The 17265-nt window shown below is 71.8% G+C and carries 13 protein-coding genes; 10 read left to right on the forward strand and 3 right to left on the reverse strand.

Annotated elements, in window-relative coordinates; translation table 11 throughout:
• Positions 1-610: ATP-binding protein (locus ABZS69_RS54950; RefSeq protein ID WP_355389267.1), on the forward strand; the 610-nt coding region annotated here is incomplete at its 5' end.
• 105 nt (positions 611-715) lie between these two features.
• Here the strand turns inward: ABZS69_RS54950 and ABZS69_RS54955 are convergent.
• Together ABZS69_RS54955 and ABZS69_RS54960 are read right to left on the reverse strand one after the other, a co-directional pair.
• Complete coding sequence (locus ABZS69_RS54955) at positions 716-1015, reverse strand: helix-turn-helix transcriptional regulator (RefSeq protein WP_355389269.1); 300 nt, start codon at positions 1013-1015, stop codon at positions 716-718.
• Between the two features lie 223 nt (positions 1016-1238).
• The gene (locus ABZS69_RS54960) at positions 1239-2099 is read right to left on the reverse strand and encodes a phosphotransferase (protein WP_355389271.1); all 861 of its coding nucleotides are present in this window, start codon (positions 2097-2099) and stop codon (positions 1239-1241) included.
• Between the two features lie 120 nt (positions 2100-2219).
• Here ABZS69_RS54960 and ABZS69_RS54965 point away from each other — a divergent pair, with 120 nt between their 5' ends.
• The 8 genes from ABZS69_RS54965 to ABZS69_RS55000 all read left to right on the forward strand — a co-directional run bounded on the left by ABZS69_RS54965 (position 2220) and on the right by ABZS69_RS55000 (position 15422).
• Positions 2220-3278, forward strand: a complete 1059-nt coding sequence (locus ABZS69_RS54965; RefSeq protein WP_355389273.1) for a hypothetical protein — start codon at positions 2220-2222, stop codon at positions 3276-3278.
• A 38-nt stretch (positions 3279-3316) separates the two neighbouring features.
• Entirely contained in the window at positions 3317-4675 is a 1359-nt protein-coding gene (locus ABZS69_RS54970; protein ID WP_355389275.1) for a vWA domain-containing protein, read from the forward strand.
• Entirely contained in the window at positions 4672-5622 is a 951-nt protein-coding gene (locus ABZS69_RS54975) for a DUF6569 family protein (RefSeq protein WP_355389277.1), read from the forward strand. Before ABZS69_RS54970 ends, ABZS69_RS54975 begins: the two co-directional genes overlap by 4 nt.
• Before the next feature lie 240 nt (positions 5623-5862).
• On the forward strand, positions 5863-8751 hold the full coding sequence (locus ABZS69_RS54980; RefSeq protein ID WP_355389278.1) for a M36 family metallopeptidase: 2889 nt from the start codon (positions 5863-5865) through the stop codon (positions 8749-8751).
• A 124-nt stretch (positions 8752-8875) separates the two neighbouring features.
• Positions 8876-10081, forward strand: a complete 1206-nt coding sequence (locus tag ABZS69_RS54985) for an amidohydrolase family protein (RefSeq protein ID WP_355389280.1) — start codon at positions 8876-8878, stop codon at positions 10079-10081.
• Between the two features lie 451 nt (positions 10082-10532).
• Positions 10533-12386 (forward strand): ABC transporter ATP-binding protein, encoded by a 1854-nt coding sequence (locus tag ABZS69_RS54990; RefSeq protein WP_355389282.1) that lies wholly within the window; start codon positions 10533-10535, stop codon positions 12384-12386.
• Positions 12383-14098, forward strand: coding sequence for an ABC transporter ATP-binding protein (locus ABZS69_RS54995; protein ID WP_355389284.1), 1716 nt, complete (start codon positions 12383-12385; stop codon positions 14096-14098). The genes ABZS69_RS54990 and ABZS69_RS54995 overlap by 4 nt, the downstream gene beginning before the upstream one ends.
• A gap of 79 nt (positions 14099-14177) precedes the next feature.
• Positions 14178-15422: a low temperature requirement protein A gene (locus tag ABZS69_RS55000; protein WP_355389286.1), complete on the forward strand. Its 1245-nt coding sequence runs from the start codon at positions 14178-14180 to the stop codon at positions 15420-15422.
• Between the two features lie 12 nt (positions 15423-15434).
• Here the strand turns inward: ABZS69_RS55000 and ABZS69_RS55005 are convergent, their stop codons facing one another.
• Positions 15435-16337, reverse strand: coding sequence for an RNA polymerase sigma-70 factor (locus tag ABZS69_RS55005; RefSeq protein WP_355389288.1), 903 nt, complete (start codon positions 16335-16337; stop codon positions 15435-15437).
• A 172-nt stretch (positions 16338-16509) separates the two neighbouring features.
• Here ABZS69_RS55005 and ABZS69_RS55010 point away from each other — a divergent pair, with 172 nt between their 5' ends.
• On the forward strand, positions 16510-17265 hold the full coding sequence (locus tag ABZS69_RS55010; RefSeq protein ID WP_355389290.1) for an SDR family oxidoreductase: 756 nt from the start codon (positions 16510-16512) through the stop codon (positions 17263-17265).

The raw sequence follows: 17265 nt of genomic DNA on the forward strand, positions 1-17265 counted from the left end.
CCTGCCCGACGTGATCGGGCACGCGCTGGAGGATCTGGATCGCGTTCAGGACATCATGACCGACCTGCTCCTGCTCGCCCGCCTGGGCGCCACTGGCCCGCAGGCCACTCAGCACGTCGATCTGACCAACCTGATCCGCGCCGAGACCAGCCGGCGTACCGATCGCCACCCGACAGCCTTGAACCTGGCCGACCGGGTCGTCGTGGACGCCGTGCCGGGGCAGATCGCGAGGGTGCTGACCAACCTGCTGGACAACGGGCAGCGGCACGCCACCAGCCAGGTACGAGTACGGCTTCGCCGCTCGGCAACCCACGCCGAACTGGCGGTGAACGACGACGGGGACGGCGTTCCCCCGGCCGACCGAGAACGGATCTTCCAGCGGTTCGTCCGCCTCGACGCCGCCCGCAGCCGCGACCGCGGAGGCACCGGCCTGGGCCTGGCCATCGCCCGGGACATCGCCACCGCCCACCAGGGCACCCTGCACGTCGAGCAGGCCGCGATCGGCGGGGCCAGCTTCATCCTGCGCCTGCCGCTGAGCGTCCCCGCCGAGCAGGCCGGCCCACAGCCGCAGGCCTGGCGGCAGACCGCCCCGTCGCACCCCGGCGCATGACAGCCCACCGTTTCGTAGGCGGATGGGTAGGTACGAGGGCTCTCAGGGCGGCGTGCAGGTCCTCCTGGGCTGGTTGCCGGTGAAGCGCAAGCGCGGCGAATGCGGTCAACTGGCTCGGGGGAGCGGCAAGAGTTGGACGCTGAGCCGCAGTTCGAGCGCTTCGGCCAGGCGTTCCAGCCTGGGGATGGTGGGCATGGTGCCGCCGGCCTCGAAGCGGGCCACCGCCGGTTGCTTGAGTCCTGCTCGCTCGGCGAGTTCGGCCTGAGTGAGCCCTAGTTCCTCGCGGCGGCGCCGTACGGTCTCGCCGAGTTCGAGCCGGATCCGGGCCGCCTCGTAGGCAACTCCGGCGCCGGGGCGGCTCATGATCTCAGCGCGCTTGTCAGACCATGCCTTGCGCTCGGCCATGCCGCTCACTCCTCGTCTGCGGTGTGGGCCTCGGCGACACATCGCTTCATGGCTCGCCCTGCCCGTTCGATCTCGGCTGTCTCACGCATTCGCTGCTTGCGGAAAACCGTTAACAGGATGATGCGCCTGCCTGGGCACGACTGTCGTCGCGGGAGAGGTGAATCCGTAGCGGAGTGGGGCCGTGGAGGGTGTCAGCGGGCCCACCCTCCAGGCTCCTACCCGGTCAGTTGGAGGGTTTGAGGGCGTGGGCGATGTTGAGCCAGGTGGTGACGTCCGAGGCGGTGAAGTGGCGGATGGCCCAGTCCACCATGCGCAGGCTCATGTGCGCCCAGCAGGCCAGGGCCGCCGCCGTGTCCGGGATGTGCGTCTGGAGGGCGGGGGTTCCGTGGGCAGGGTCGGGGGTTGCGTGGATCAGGGGGAGGGTTCGGCGGGCCAGGTCGGGGTCGCGGTGGGTCAGGTCGAAGCGGAGGGTGAACAGGTCGAAGTCCGCGTGGCCGCGGGTGGCGCCGTTCCAGTCGATCACGCCGGTGACCCTGCCCGCCGCGTCCACCAGGACGTTCTCCGGGTGGAAGTCGGTGTGGACCAGGTCGTCGCCCTCCAGGGTGTCAGGGAACGCCCGGCCGATCTCCTCCACCTGGTCGAGCAGGCGGCGGGTGCGGCTGTCGTACGCGCGCAGCGGGCCGTGCAGGCAGAAGCCCGGTCCGTCCTCGCGTAGGTGGAGCCGTAGTGCCGGCAGGTCGCTGCGGCCGGCGAGCACGCCGCGGCACCGCCGGTTGATCTCCAGCATGTCCTGTACGGTCGCCGCCGTGGGCGAGCGCGCGACGGTGCCGGGGAGCAGCTCCTGGACGACGACCGGTGGGTGGACCAGTTCGTAGCGCGGCGCCGGGACGCCTGCCGCCCGTGCCACCGACAGCAGTTCGCTCACGTCGGGGCCGCGGGTCAGGACCGAGAGGTGGCCGTCGGGCCAGCGTACGTAGGCCGCGCCCACCTGGCCGCCCGGGCAGGGGCCTTCGTAGGTGAGGGGTATGGGCAGTTCGGTCAGGTGCTCGTGGGCGTTGAGTCGTGGTACGGGGAGAAATGTCACAAATGCCTCGTATGTCGGATGGGAGTGCCGGGGCACAAAAGTATGCCTGACCGGCCCATCCGAACGCGCGAGGTATTAGCCTGATAATCGCATCCCGCATTTATCCGGCTGGGAGGGCGAATGAAGGCCGATCCCGTTGTTCTGCTTACGGCGGTGTTCAGTCTCGTTCTCGGTCTCGGTGCCTTCGCCTGGCAGTGGCGATCGCCGGACGGTGGAAACGAGCGGGTGCACATGATCTCCTGGACCCTGCTCGCCCTCTTTCCCGTCACCCTGCTATTTTCATTCTTCCCGCAGAGCCAATTCTCCGCCGAGATCAAGGGTGCCACGATGACGGGCGCCGTCGGGTTGTGGGCGTTCATCTGGTGGTACGGGCTGCGTTCGCTGCGCACCGCGGGCCGGGCCGACGAATATCGGAAGGAGATTCGCGCGCTGCGCGAGCAGGTCGACACGCAGGCCAAGCTGCGCCAGCCGCAGCCCATCGAGGAGACGCGCACGTACGAGTACGCCGTCCCCGGCCGTCCCGCCCGGCGGCTCACGCTCATCACCGGCGACCTGCGCAACGTCAAGGACGTGGACGTCTGGGTGAACTCCGAGAACACCGACATGCAGATGTCCAGGTTCCACGAGCGGTCGATCTCCGCCGTGATCCGGTACGAGGGCGCGCGGCGCGACCCCCTCACCGAGCGGGTGGTCGAGGACTGCGTGGCCGACGAGCTCGGCCGGCGGGTGGGCGCCAACGTGCCGGTGGAGCCGGGGACCGCCATCGTGACCGGGGCGCACCAGCTCGCCGAGCGCAACGGGGTCATGGGCATCGTGCACGCCGCCGCCGTCCACGGGGCCGCGGGCGTCGGGTACCGCCGGGTGGACAATCTCGGCACGTGCGTGCGCAACGTGTTCCTGAGGGCCGAGGAGATCGCCGGCGGCGGGCGGCAGGCGGGCTCGATCGTGTTTCCCATCTTCGGGACCGGCGAGGCGGCGGCCGACATCGAGTCCACGGTCCAGAGCATGCTGACGGCCATTGTCGCGCACCTGACCGACAGCCGCCCGCGGCACGTCGAAAGCGTCTATTTGCTGGCCTACACCGACGCGGAATTGGCGGTCTGTGAAAAAGCACTTGACGCGTGCCCGCATATCTCTCCGCTCGGGAAGGCTGGCAGGAAACGTACGCGTCAAAAATAGGTGTCGCGTGGCGGGGCCGATTCCTTAATCTCGATGACGTGGACACCCCGACTCTTCTCCAGCATTTCAGGACGCGCGACACCCCTTTGGTCCTGTCCAGGGGCGGCGATCCGGCCTGGGACGACGCGGAGCTCCACCGGAGTGCCCGGCTGAGCGACCCCGAGCGATACGCGCTGCTGGCGCTGGTGCCCGGTGTGCTCCCCTGGCAGCGGGCCCGCGTGCTGCTGTGCACGCTGGCCGCCTCGCAGGACGGCCTGGACGAGCGCACCCGCGCGACCCTGGCCAAGGTGACGAGGGCGCTCATGTTCGGCCTGCCGCCGGCGCACGCCGTCACCGCGCTCCTGGCGCTGCGGCGGCTGCGCGCCAACCACAAGCACACCACGCGGGCCGTCGTCACGTTCGTCCTGGAGCACCCGGACGCCGACGCGCTCATCGAGGCCCGCCGGCCGGCGCTGGTCGACTGCTTCGAGCACGCGCTCGGCAAGGCGACCGCCCGCGGGTGCGCCCGCCTGATCGCCGAGGGCCACACCGGCTCCGGACGGCTGCGCAGGAGCCTGCTGCGCTTCACCTCCGACCCGGCCGCGGCGATCGGGCGGGTGCGCGCGCTCTACGCGCCCGGCACGTACGGCGCGGTGGCCCCGCAGGAGCCGCCCGTGCGGCTCGACCCGGTCAGGGAGCTCCCGCCGATCGTGACCCCGACCAACCGGGGCGACATCGCGGCGACGCTGGTGCACCTCTATCGGGGCGGACCGGCGGCCGAGCTGCGCCCCGCGCTGGCGGGCTACGTGGCCGAGGCGACGCGCGGGCTGCCGCGCCTGGCCGGGCACGTGGCCGTGGTGCTCGACGCGTCGGGCTCCATGCGCGGGTACGGCGAGCGCGAGTGGGCGGTCATGTCGCAGGCCGAGGCGCTGAGGCTGGTCCTGGGCGAGGTCTGCGAACGCCTCACGGTGATCGAGACCGCCGACGGTGCGACCGACCTGGCGACCGGGCTGCTGGACGCCCTGGACGCTCGTCCAGACCTGGCGACTGGGTTGCAGGATGCCTCGGATGCCCGTCCTGACCCGGTGACCGGGCGGCTCGACGCCCCGGACGCCCGTCCCGACCTGGTGGTGGTCGTGACCGACGGCTACGAGAACCTCATGCCGGGCGACCTGGCCAGGGTCGTGGCCACGCTGCCCCGCGCGGGCGTCACCACTCCGGTGGTGCTCTGCCAGGCCACGTTCACCGGCGGCGACGACCTGGCCCTGCGCGACCCGGCGCCGGAGCTGCCGCGGCAGCCGTTCTGGCATCAGGACGACTTCGCCGGGCTGCTGCCGTGGCTGTTCGGCCACTGCGCGCCCGGCCGTGACTGGATCCGTACGGCCATGCTGAGCCGACTGGAAGGAGGACGTACATGAGCGCACTCGAGACGCTCCTGCCCGCGCCGCTCGACCTGCGCGGCTACCGCGCGGGCACGCCGCAGCGCGGCGGAGCGCTGACCATGGTGCCGATCTGGGGCCCCGAGCGGCCCGGCATCGTGCCGCCCCGCTCCGGGCTGAAGCTCGAACGGGTCGTCGGGTACGGCCAGGTCGAGCTGCACAACGGCGCCCGCGAGGGCGTGGCGATCGTGCCCCTGCACATCGGCTACATCCAGGACGCCGCCCAGAACCACGCCCTGTGCTCCGCGGCGCTGATGGGCGCCGGGCAGACCAGGCGGTTCGACGACGCCTGCTGCGTCCAGTCCGGCCAGGGCGGCTACCTGGAGGGCCGCGCCCAGTGGTTCTTCGTGCTGCCTGCCGAGCTGCGGGCCAGGGCGCTGGAGCTGCGCGGGCGCCGCGACTACGCCAAGCTGTGGGGGGACATCTCCCGGCTCAACGCCGCGTGCGGGCTGCCCTCGCGCGGGCACCTGGAGCAGATCCTGTCGCGCAAGCGGGCGACGCTGACCCAGTTCCAGAGCCGGTTGGAGCTGCTGCCGGGCCAGCTCGGCGCGTTGTTCTTCGTCGGCGACAGGTTCGCGGGGCTGGAGCTGGCGCCCGACCCGGCGTACTTCGCCGAGATGTGGATGGCGCTGGTCTGCTTCGCGTACGGGGTCGCCGCCTGGCGGGCCGAGCCCGAGCGGGCCGGCGCGGAGCCGTACGACGCCGGCAGCCTGGCGGAGCTGCGCGCGGAGCTGGCGCGCGACCGGGCCGCGCGTCAGGCCGAGGTGGCCTCCTGGCTGCCCGCGCCCGCCGGTGACGTGCGCATGGTGGAGGAGGAGCGCTACCTCGACCTGCGGCTGTCCACTGTGACCGGCGGCGGGCTGGCCGGTCAGGTGGTCACCGAGCGCGGGCGCCCGGTGTACGCGTCGCTGTTCGCGAGCCGGTAAATCCGGTTGCGGCGGGTCAACGACGACAGGTTGAATGATCAGTGCGGGAACTGCGCCGGGCGCGGCAGACTGAACCCCTCATGCCATGTAAGGGCGTCGTTTCACTAAGGAAGCGGCTCTATGGTCTGTCGAGGCGCCGGCCACCGGTCCCGCACTGAGATCTTGCCAGCCTTCTGACTGGGTGTTACCTCTTGCGAGATGCGTGCAATCCGCGCATCCCTGAGACGCAGGAGGGAACCGTTGTCCTGGTTACGCAGCGCACTCGTCGCCGTCGCGCTCGTCGCGTCGGCACTACCCCTAGCCGGGCCCGCCTTGGGCGAACCCGGCGGGCAGGCCCCCGTACATGATTTCCAGGCCGAAGAGCACGGCAAGCCGGACGTGGACAACCGGCAGGGCCGGGTCGCCCCGCCCGCCGGGCTGAACGCCCGCAGCGCCGGGGCGGCGGCCGAGATCCGCTGGAACGCTCTCGGCACCCCGGCCGCCGTCACCAGCGCCGAACCGCTGGCCGAGGGCCTCGGAGCCGACCCCGAGCAGGCCGCCCGGACCTACCTCAAGAACAACCCCGCCGTGTTCGGCCTGTCCGCGCAGGCGGTGGACGCGCTGGAGCGGGTCGCGGTCAACCCGATCGGCGTGGGGCACGCCGTACTGCTGCGGCAGCGCTTCGGCGACCTGCCGGCCGGCGTGGACGGCCTCGTCACGATCGGCGTGGTGAACGGCCAGGTCAGGCACGTCACCTCCTCGCTGTCCCGCGAGACGGAGGCGCCCCCGGCCGCGACGATCACCGCGCAGCAGGCGCTGGAGATCGCGGCCAGGGACGGCGGCGTCGACCTGGCCACCGCGACCTCGAAGCAGGCCACGCCGGTGGCGGTGCCCGCTCCCGACGGGGTGCACAGCGCGTACCAGGTGGTCCTGATCGGCGGCTCGGACGGCGCGGTGGCGGGGTACACGACGCACGTGGACGCGGTCAGCGGCGCCGTCCTCGTTCGGGAGAACCTGGTCGACCACCTCGACCCCGAGAACCCCCGTTGGGCAGCCTTCCCGGCGAACCCGCGCGACGACTACTCCTCCCGCGACACCCGCCAGATCTGGTGCTTCGCGGCGGGCCCCGGCTGCGACTACGTGACCGGCGGCGACGCGGCGACCGGCAAGGCGTGGGACGTCGACCAGACCACGAACACCCCGACGAACACCAGCTCCGGCAACGCGACCAAGACCACCGAGAACCGGGCGAACGGCGACCCGTTCTCCGTCGGGACCCGCACCAACGTGCTCACCCCGAGCAGGAACTACCTCTTCCCGTGGAAGAACACCTGGCACGAGGCCAAGTGCGACCCGGCGGTGTTCGACCAGGACGGCGAGGCCGATCTGGAGGCCGCCATCGCCAACCTGAACGCCATGCACAACCGCATGCACGACTGGAGCTATCGCCTCGGCTTCACCGAGACTGCCTGGAACATGCAGGCGGACAACGGCGGGCGCGGCGGCCTGGGCGGCGACCCCGAGCAGGGGAACGCGCAGGCCGGCGCGCGGGTGCTGTCCGTGCGCGACAACGCCAACCAGATCACCGGCCCTGACGGGATCGCGCCGATCACGAACATGTACCTGTGGCAGCCGGTCGCCGGCTCGTTCTACTCGCCGTGCGTGGACGGCGACTACGACATGTCGGTCATCGGCCACGAATACACGCACGCGATCTCCGGGCGCATGATCGGCGGCCCGAACGCCGGCTGGAGCGGCGCCCAGGCCGGGGCCATGAACGAGAGCACCTCCGACCTGTTCGCGATGGAGCACCTCTTCGAGTACGGCTTCCGCCCCTCGGGCCTGACCCCGTACGTGACCGGCGGCTACGTGACCGGGGACAAGGAACGCGGCATCAGGAACTACGACATGTCCAGGTCGCCGCTGAACTACAGCGACGTCGCGTACGACATCGTCGGCCAGCAGGTGCACGCGGACGGCGAGATCTGGTCGGCCACCCAGTTCGACGTGCGCGCGGCGTTCGTCAAGCGGTACGGCGACGGCACGGCCAGGCAGCAGCGGGCCTGCGCGGACGGGCGGACGCCGGTCGAGCAGTGTCCGGGCAACCGGCGCTGGGCGCAGCTCTCGTTCGACGCCCTGCTGCTGATGGCCTCGGGCGCGGTCAGCTACGTCGACCACCGCGACGCGCTGCTGGCGGCCGACGCGATCCGGTTCGGGGGCAAGAACCAGGACATCATGTGGCGCGCGTTCGCCGAGCACGGCCTGGGCAAGGGCGCGGCCAGCAGCGGCTCGAACGACGCCGACCCGACGCCCAGCTTCGTCAACCCCGCGGGCAAGAACGGCTCGCTGCAGCTCAAGCCGCTGGGCGAGGCGAAGGGCGCGGCGCTGCGGCTGTACGTGGGCGACTACGAGGGCCGCGCGGTCCCGGTCGCCGACACCGACCCGGCGACGCCGCTGGGCGACACGGTGGAGATGACGCCCGGCGTGTACTCGTTCATCGTGGCGGGCAACGGGTTCGGGCACACGAGGCTGAAGTTCGTGGTGGTGGGCGGCGTGCAGCTGCCGCTCCCGCTGCCGCTGGCCCGCAACCTCGCCTCGGCGGCGGGCGGCGCGGCGGCCACGGGCGACGGCGTCAACCAGGCCAAGCTGATCGACGAGACCGAGGCCACGAACTGGGCCTCGCTCACCGGCGCGCCCGCCGGCAAGTCGGTCGTGGTGGACCTGGCGGGTGACGCGCCGGTCAAGGTCCGGCGCGTGCAGGTGAGCGCCATGCTGCGGCCCAACGTCGGCGACGCGGCCGACCCGGGCGGGCAGAACCGGTTCTCGAGCCTGCGCTCGTTCGAGGTGCTGGCCTGCAGCTCGGGCTGCACCGACCCGGCGAACTTCACGAAGATCTACACCAGCCCGTCCGACGCCTTCAAGTCGGGGCTGCCGCGTCCCCGGGGCGCCGACATGATCTTCAAGTCGTTCGACGTACGGGACACCAGTGCCACGCATCTGATGCTCCGGGTGCTCAGCACGCAGTGCACCGGCAATCCGCTGTACGCCGGTGAGCAGGACCGGGATCCGAACTCCGCGACGGACTGCGCCACGGCCAGCCCGCAGCGGGAGCAGGTGAGGGCGGCCGAGTTCCAGGCGTTCTCGCGCTGACGTCGTGACCCAGTGGCAAGGCCCGCGTCCGTGATCGGGCGCGGGCCTTGTTGCGGCTGTGTAGTTCGAGGTCGTACTATTCGATAGCAATTTAGTTAGACATCGAATTACTTGGGGGAGAAGCATGCGTACCCTGATCCGTGGCGTCCGCGTCTTCGACGGCGAGCGGACCGTGCCCGCCGCCGACGTGGTGATCGACGGCGACCGCATCGGCTCACCGGCGTCCGGTCCTGCGGACGTGGAGATCGACGGCACCGGGAAGACCCTGCTGCCGGGCCTGATCGACGCCCACGCGCACGCCTTCGACGGCGACCTGGCGGAGGCGCTGACGTTCGGCGTCACCACCGAGCTCGACATGAACAACCTGCCGCCCCTGCTCGCCGCCCAGCGCCGCCAGGCCGCCGAGCGCGACGACGTGGCCGATATCCGCAGCTCCAGCATGATCGCCACCGCCCCGAACGGGCACCCGACCCAGATCATGACCGCGGACGTGCTCAAGGCCCTCGGCACGGACCGCACCCTCGACACGGTGGCCGACTCGGGCGAGGCCAAGGCGTTCGTGGAGGCGCGGCTGGCCGAGGGCGTCGACTACCTCAAGATCGCCATCGACGACGGCGGGTCGTCGGGGATGCGGCTGCCCGCCCTCAGCCCCGAGCTCGCCGCCGTCCTGGTCGAGGCCGGGCACGCCGCCGGCCTGCGGGTCATCGCGCACACGGTCACCGCCAGGGAGGCGTTCATCGCCCTGGACGCGGGCGCCGACGGGCTGGCGCACCTGTACTCCGACGTGAACGAGGAGCAGGCAGAGGAGACGGCGGCCAGGATCGCCTCGTACGACGCGTTCGTGATCAGCACGATCACGTACATCGAGGCCGTCACCGGCGACCCGAACGGCCAGGAGCTGCTGCGGGACCCGCGGATCGCGGCGCGGATGTCGGACCGCTCGAAGGCCACGTTCGGCCGGGAGTGGGCGGACATCCCCATGCACTCCCAGGGCGTCATGAACGCCGCGCACGCGGCCGCGGCCCTGCGCCGGGCGGGGGTGCCGGTGCTGGCGGGCACGGACTGCACCCCGTTCGGGCCGGTGCACGGGGCGGGCCTGCACCACGAGCTGCTCCTGCTGACGGAGGCGGGCTGGACGGCGGAGCAGGCGCTCGCGGCGGCCACCGGTACGACGGCCCGCCTCTTCGGCCTCACGGACCGGGGCCGCATCGCCCCTGGCCTGCGAGCCGACCTGCTGCTCGTCAACGGCGACCCGACCACGGACATCACGGCGACCCGGGACATCGAGGAGGTGTGGCGCGGCGGCGCACGTCGCAGGTGGGCCGACTGACACCTACCCTGCCGAGAGGATCAGCACAGCCGGTTGACCGCGTGGCTGACAGGGCGGCTGTTACCCGCCCCGGCCCCGCACCTCGCGGGCGAACCGGAACCCGCTCATCCCCGCGATGCCCTGTCGCGCGAATACTCCCGGCGTCATAGTCCGGCCGGTCGTTGATCCCGGTGCGGTAGCGGCAAATGACTCCGCCTGTAGGACGCCTCCCGAACAGTAGCCGGACGACAATTCCGGTCATGAGAGCCCCAGCCAGTGCATCGCCGCCGCAGGCGGGCATGCCGGTCGAGCTGCGGCAATGGGCCGACGCCTGCCACGGGGGCGCAGGCGATCCTGCTCGCTGAGTCGTGGCGCTGAGGGCGGTGGCAGGAGGGCGGGAGGAGGGCTTTCACGCTTCCACGGGAGCGCACGGGCCTGCGGCCGCGACGAGATCGACGAAGACGGGAGAGCGATGACCACCACTGACCTCGCCGCGGCGAGGGAACAGGCCACGTCACCACCGGATACCGGCCTGGCACGGCTGCTGCGTCCGTACGGATGGAGTTTCGCCGCCGTCGTCGTCCTGCAGGTGATCGGCGCCGTCGCGGGCCTGGCGCCGCTGCTCGCGGTCGTCGAGCTGGGCCGCGTCCTGCTGTCGCCCGGCCCGGCCGATCACGGTCAGGTCTGGGCCGTCGTGGCCGTGGGTGCGGCCGGCCTGTTCGTCCGGCTGCTGTTCACGGCCGCGTCGTCCGGCATCGGGCACATTCTGGACGGCCAGGTGCAGCTGTCGTTCCGCCGGCTGCTGGCCGCGCGGCTGGGGCGCGTACCGATCGGCTGGTTCGCGCGGCGCCGGACCGGCGAGCTGGCGAAGGTCGTGGGCGAGGACGTGAGCGCCGTGCACCCGTTCATCGCCCACGCCCCCGGCGAGCTCATCGCCGCTTTCGTGGTGCCGCTGGTGTCGTTGGTCTACCTGTTCACCGTCGACTGGCGGCTCACGCTGATCACGCTGGTGCCGGTCGTGCTGGCGGTGGCGCTGGTCCCGCTGATGATGACCCCGACCCGGCTGCGCGAGCAGGAGGAGTTCGACGCGGGGATGGGGCGGATCGCGAGCTCGGTCGTCGAGTTCGTGCAGGGGATCGCGGTGGTCAAGGCGTTCGGCGGGTCCGAGCGCGCCCATCGCAGGTTCCGCACCGCAGTGGACGATTTCGTCGTCACCTTCTTCCGGTGGGTGCGCGGTCTCGCTCCGATCGCGGCGGGGATGCAGCTGGCGCTGTCGCCGCCGTTCGTGCTGCTGGTCGTGCTGATCGGCGGTGCGGCGCTGATCGCGGGCGGTGGCCTGGTCCCGGCAGACCTGCTGCCCTTCCTGCTGCTCGGCCTGGGCCTGACCGCCCCGGTGGCGGCCCTCGGCCACGGCTTCGACGACCTGCAGGCCGCCCGGCGCGCGGTCGGCCGGATCCGGGACGTGCTCGCGGTGCCGTCGCTGCCCGAGCCCGCGCGTCCGCGCGCACCGCAGGGGCACCGGGTGGAGCTGCGTGACGTTCGATTCGGTTACGAGCGGGCGGAGGGCGAGCTTGGTGTAGAGATCGGTGACGAGCGACGGGGGCGCGCGGAGCACGAGGTGCTGCGCGGGATCGACCTGGTGCTGGAGCCGGGGACGGTCACCGCGATCGTCGGGCCGTCGGGCAGCGGGAAGTCCACGCTGGTTCAGCTGCTGCCGCGGTTCTTCGACCCGACCCACGGCTCGGTCGTCCTGGGCGGTGTCGATCTGCGCGAGCTCGGCAGCGAGGAGCTGTATCGGACGGTCTCCTTCGTCTTCCAGGACGTTCGCCTGCTGCGCGCGTCCGTCGCGGACAACATCGCGCTGGCGGTGCCGCACGCCGACCCCGGGGACGTGGTCCGCGCCGCCCGGCTGGCGAACATCCATGAGCGGATCCTCGAGCTGCCGCGCGGATACGACACGGTGATCCATGAGGAGGCCGGGCTGTCGGGCGGCGAGGCGCAGCGGATCTCGATCGCGCGCGCACTGCTCGCCGCCACGCCCGTTCTGGTGCTCGACGAGGCGACCGCCTTCGCCGACCCGCCCACCGAACAGGCCGTGCGCCGGGCCCTGGCCACGCCGGCGGGCGATCGCACGATCCTGGTCATCGCCCATCGCCTGGAGACGGTCGCCGACGCCGACGACGTCGTGATGCTGGAGAACGGGTCGATCGTCGAGCGCGGCAGGCCCGCCGAGCTGCTGGCGAGGAACGGAAAGTTCGCCGCGTTCTGGCGGACCCACCGATCGGCGGTCGCCGACGGCGTACAACGAGGAGACGAGCCCCGATGATCCGAATGCTGCTGCGCGTGCTCGGACCCGAGTACGGCCGGCCGGTGCGCCGCACCGTGGCCCTGATGACGGCGACCGCGGTGGCCGAGGGGTTGTCCTACGCGCTGCTGGTCCCCGTGCTGCGGGCACTGTTCGGGAGCACGCCCGCGGCCGCCTGGCCGTGGCTGGTCGCGTTCGGGGCCGCGGTCGCGGTCTACGCGGCGCTGCGCTATCTCAGCGATCTGTCCGGTTTCCGCGCAGGGACCGTGCTGCTGCGTGGCATGTACCACCGCCTCGGCGATCACCTGGCCCGGTTGCCGCTGGGCTGGTACGGCGCCGGCCGGGTCGGCGAGGTGTCCGTCCTGGCCAGCCGCGGCGTCCTGCAGGCGATGGGCGTGATCGTGCACCTGCTGGCCCCGTACATCTCCGCCTGCGTGACTCCCCTGACGATCGTCGTCGTCATGCTCGCCTTCAACGCGCAACTGGGGCTGGCCGCGCTGGTCGCCGTCCCGGTCGTGGCGGCGGTCCAGGTCTGGACGGGACGCTCGATGGCCGCCACCGACGACGACCGTCACGAACGCGACCACGAGGCCGCCGGGCGGGTCATCGAATATCTCCAGGCCCAGCCGGTGCTGCGGGCCGGCGGCCGGACCCTCGAACGCTTCCGGCTGCTCGACGACTCGCTGCGGGAGGTCCAGCGCGCCTCGCGCCGTACCCTGCTGTCGGTGCTGCCCGGCGTGCTGGGCCTGGCGCTCACGGTGCAGGCGATGTTCACCGCGCTGCTGGTCCTGGGCGCCTACCTGGCGCTCGGCGGTGACATCGGCGCGGCGGAGCTGCTGGCGATCCTGGTGCTGGCCGCCCGCTGCGCCGACCCGCTGCTGTCGCTGGCGGACATCGGCGGCAAACTGCGCGGCGCACGTTCCGAGCTGGCGAGACTCGACACGGTGTTGCGCACCGAGCCGCTGCCGGAGCCTCGCGAACCGATCCGGCCGGCGGGCCACGGCCTGGAGCTCGACTCCGTCACCTTCCGGCATGGCGACCGTACGGTGATGGACGGGGTGTCGTTGTCCGTGCCGGCGGGTCAGCGGCTCGCCGTCGTCGGACCGTCGGGCTCGGGCAAGAGCACGCTGCTGCAGCTGCTCGCGCGCTTCTACGACGTGGACGCGGGCGCGGTGCGGGTGGGAGGTGTGGACGTACGCGCGATCGACACGGAGGCGTTGATGGCGCGGATCGCCATCGTCTTCCAGGACGTCTACCTCTTCGACGGCACGATCGAGGAGAACGTACGCCTCGGCCGTCCCGACGCCGACGAGGCCGAGGTGCGGGCGGCGGCGACCGCGGCGCGGCTGGACGAGGTGGTCGAGCGGCTGCCCGGCGGATGGGCGACGGACGTCGGCGAAGGCGGCGCGCTGCTGTCGGGCGGTGAACGCCAGCGGGTCTCGATCGCGCGGGCGCTGCTGAAGAACGCGCCCATCGTGCTGCTGGACGAGGTGACCTCCGCCCTCGACCCGGCGAACGAGGCGGCCGTCCACGAGGGCATCGAGCGCCTGATGGCCGGCCGGACGGTGGTGATGGTGGCGCATCGGCTGCGGACCGTCCAGCGCGCCGATCGCATCGTCTTCCTCGACGGCGGCCGGATCGTGGAGGAAGGCGGCCACGAGGAGCTCCTGCGCCGCGACGGTCGTTACGCCGACTTCTGGAACGTCTCCCTGACACCGGCGACGGGTGAATGAGCGCGGGGTTGTCACAGAACGGGTCGCTGCCCTGTCTTTCAGTCGGACCGGACGTTCGCGGAGCGACAGGAGCGAGACCTTGCCACCAGCCGGCATCACCATCCGGATCCGGGTCCGGATGAGCGCGCGGCCCATCGACGAGCCGCATCGTGTGTCGAGCCAGCTTGAGCTGCTGTTCGACCTCACCTTCGTGGTCGCGGTGGCGGCCGTCACGGCCGAGTTCGCGCACAGCGTCGCCGAGGGGCACGGCCTGGCCGGGCTGGTGCCGTTCCTGCAGGTGTTCTTCGCGATCTGGTGGGCGTGGATGAACTTCACGTGGTTCGCCTCGTCCTACGACACCGACGACGTCCTCTACCGGCTGCTGACCCTGGTGCAGATGGCCGGCGTGCTGACCCTGGCCGCCGGGGTGCCCGCCGCGGCCACGCACTCCGATTTCGGGATCGTCGCCCTGGGCTACGTGATCATGAGGATCGGGCTGGTGGCCCAGTGGGTGCGGGCCGGGGTGGAGGACCCGGCCCGGCGGCGTACCGCGCTGCGTTACGCCGCCGGGATGACCGTCGCGCAGTTGGGGTGGCTGCTCTGGCTGCTCGTCGCGGAGACGGGGGTCCTGCCCTCGTTCTCGGGGCTGCCGTTCTTCGTCTGCCTGGTCGTGCTGGAGCTGGCGGTGCCGCGGTGGGCGGAGCGGGCCAGGGCCACCGCCTGGCATCCGCATCACATCGCCGAGCGCTACGGCCTGTTCACGATCATTCTGCTCGGGGAGAGCGTGCTGGCCGTGAGCCGGGGCGTGGCGGGGGCGATCGAAGCGGACGGGGTCAAGGGGCCCCTGGTCGCCGTCGCCGGGTGCGGGCTGGTGCTGTTGTTCGCGCTGTGGTGGCTGTATTTCCTCGTCGAGGCGGGGGAAGGGCTGAGCGGTCGCCGGGATCGGTCGTTCCTGTGGGGATACGGCCATTACGTGATCTTCGCGGCGCTGGCGGCGCTGGGCGCGGGGCTGGAGGTGGCGGTGGAGCAGAGCGGGCACGCCGTCGCGGCCTCACCACTGGCCATCGGATACGCGGTCGCGATTCCGGTGGGGGTGTATCTGGCGGTGTTGTGGGCGGTGCACGCGCTGGTGGCCGGCGCGCCGGTCGTCCGTCCCGCCGCGGCCATGGGCTGCGTGGCGCTGATCTGGGCGTTGCCGCTCGCGGCGCCGTGGCTGGGGGTGGCGGGCGTGGTGACGGCGATCACGGCGGTCTGCGTCGTGCTGGTCGCCGTCTCGATCATGACCGCCGCGGCCGTGGGCCGCGCCGTGGCGCGCCGCCAGAGTCCGCAGGTCGTGGAGTCGTGAACCAGGAGGGGCCTAGGGACCTTCCGCGGCCTGCGGCGCCACTGCGGTGATCTTGGCCGGGTTCATCATCCACAGCACCTGGTCGATGCCCTCCTCCGAGGCGGTGACGGTGACGACCGCGAACACCTCTCCGTCGCGGCTCAGCAGCGCGGCGGTCTGGCCGTTCGCGCTCGCCCAGGACACGTCGACCCCGGCCCAGAACCGAAGGGCGAACGCCTTGTGGTACTTCGCCACCCGCGACACGCCCACCACGGGGAACCGGGAGGCGCGCACGGCGCCGCCGCCGTCGGAGTAGCTGATCACGTCCGCGGCGAAGAGCTCTTCCAGCGCGGTCATGTCGCCGGAGCGGGCGGCGGAGACGAAGGCCTTCAGCAGCCTGCGCTGTTCGGTCTTGGTCACGGGGGTGCGGCGTTCGACGAGCACGCGTTTGCGGGCCCTGCTGACCAGCTGGCGCACGGCCGGCTCGTTGAGCTCGATGATGTCGGCGATCTGCCGGTAGGGGTAGTCGAACGCCTCCCGCAGCACGTACGCCGCGCGCTCGGTGGGTGAGAGCCGTTCCAGGAGCAGCAGCACGGCGAACTCCAGGGCCTCGCCGCGCTCGGCGCCGAGGTGGGGATCGGCCCGGGTGTCGACGGGTTCGGGCAGCCACGGGCCGACGTAGGTCTCGCGGCGTACGCGTGCGGACTGGGTGACGTTGATGGCCAGCCGGGTGGTCATCGTGGCCAGGAACGCGGCCGGGTTGTCCACCGCGGCGCGGTCGTGGGACTGCCAGCGCAGCCAGACGTCCTGCACCAGGTCCTCGGCTTCGGTGACGCTGGCGAGCATCCGGTACGCGATCCCGAACAGGCGCGGCCGCACGCCGGCGAACTCCGCCACCGCCTGCTCAAGATCTGATCCAGGACCCGTCACTGCCATCCCCCCGCTTGGCCGGTGTCCATTCTCCAGCCCCTGCCTGCCGTCTACCCCTTGGGGGGCAACCTAAGGGCCGGACGAATTTCGCGGCACTTGTCACACGTACGGAGGCTGCCCGGTCTTAGCTGGCGATCGGCCGGCGCATGGGTGCCCCGGCAGGCGGAAGGGATTTGTGATGAAGATCGTCGTGATCGGCGGAACCGGCCTGATCGGGTCGAAGCTGGTGGCGAAGCTGGGCGAGCACGGCCACGAGGCGGTGGCGGCGGCGCCGAACACCGGGGTCAACACTCTCACCGGCGAAGGGCTGGCCGAGGCGCTGGCGGGCGCGCAGGTGGTGGTCGACGTGTCGAACTCGCCGTCGTTCGAGCCCGCCGCGGTGATGGAGTTCTTCCAGACCTCCACCGGCAACCTGCTGGCCGCGGAGGCGGCGGCCGGTGTCGGTCACCACGTCGCGCTGTCGGTGGTGGGCACCGAACGGCTGCCCGAGAGTGGCTACTTCCGGGCGAAGATCGCTCAGGAGCAGCTGATCGAGAAGTCGGGGGTCCCGTTCTCGCTGGTGCACGCGACCCAGTTCTTCGAGTTCGCCCGGAGCATCGCCGCCGAGGCCACGGACGGCGACACGGTGCGGATCGCGCCCGTGCTGTTCCAGCCCATCGCGGGTGACGAGGTCGCGCAGGCGGTCGGCCGGGCCGCGGTCGGCGCGCCGCTGAACGGCCGGGTCGAGGTCGGCGGGCCCGAGCAGTTCCGGATGGACGAGTTCTTCCGCGAGGCCCTGGCCATCTGGGGCGACCCGCGCCAGGTGGTCGCCGACCCGCACGCGCGCTACTTCGGCAGCGAGCTGGGCGAGCGGACGCTGGTGCCGGGCGACGGCGCGACGCTCGGCCAGATCCGCTACCGCGACTGGCCCGGCCGCACCGCCACGCCCAAGTAG

The organism is Nonomuraea sp. NPDC005650 (assembly GCF_040605375.1).
Lineage (GTDB): Bacteria > Actinomycetota > Actinomycetes > Streptosporangiales > Streptosporangiaceae > Nonomuraea.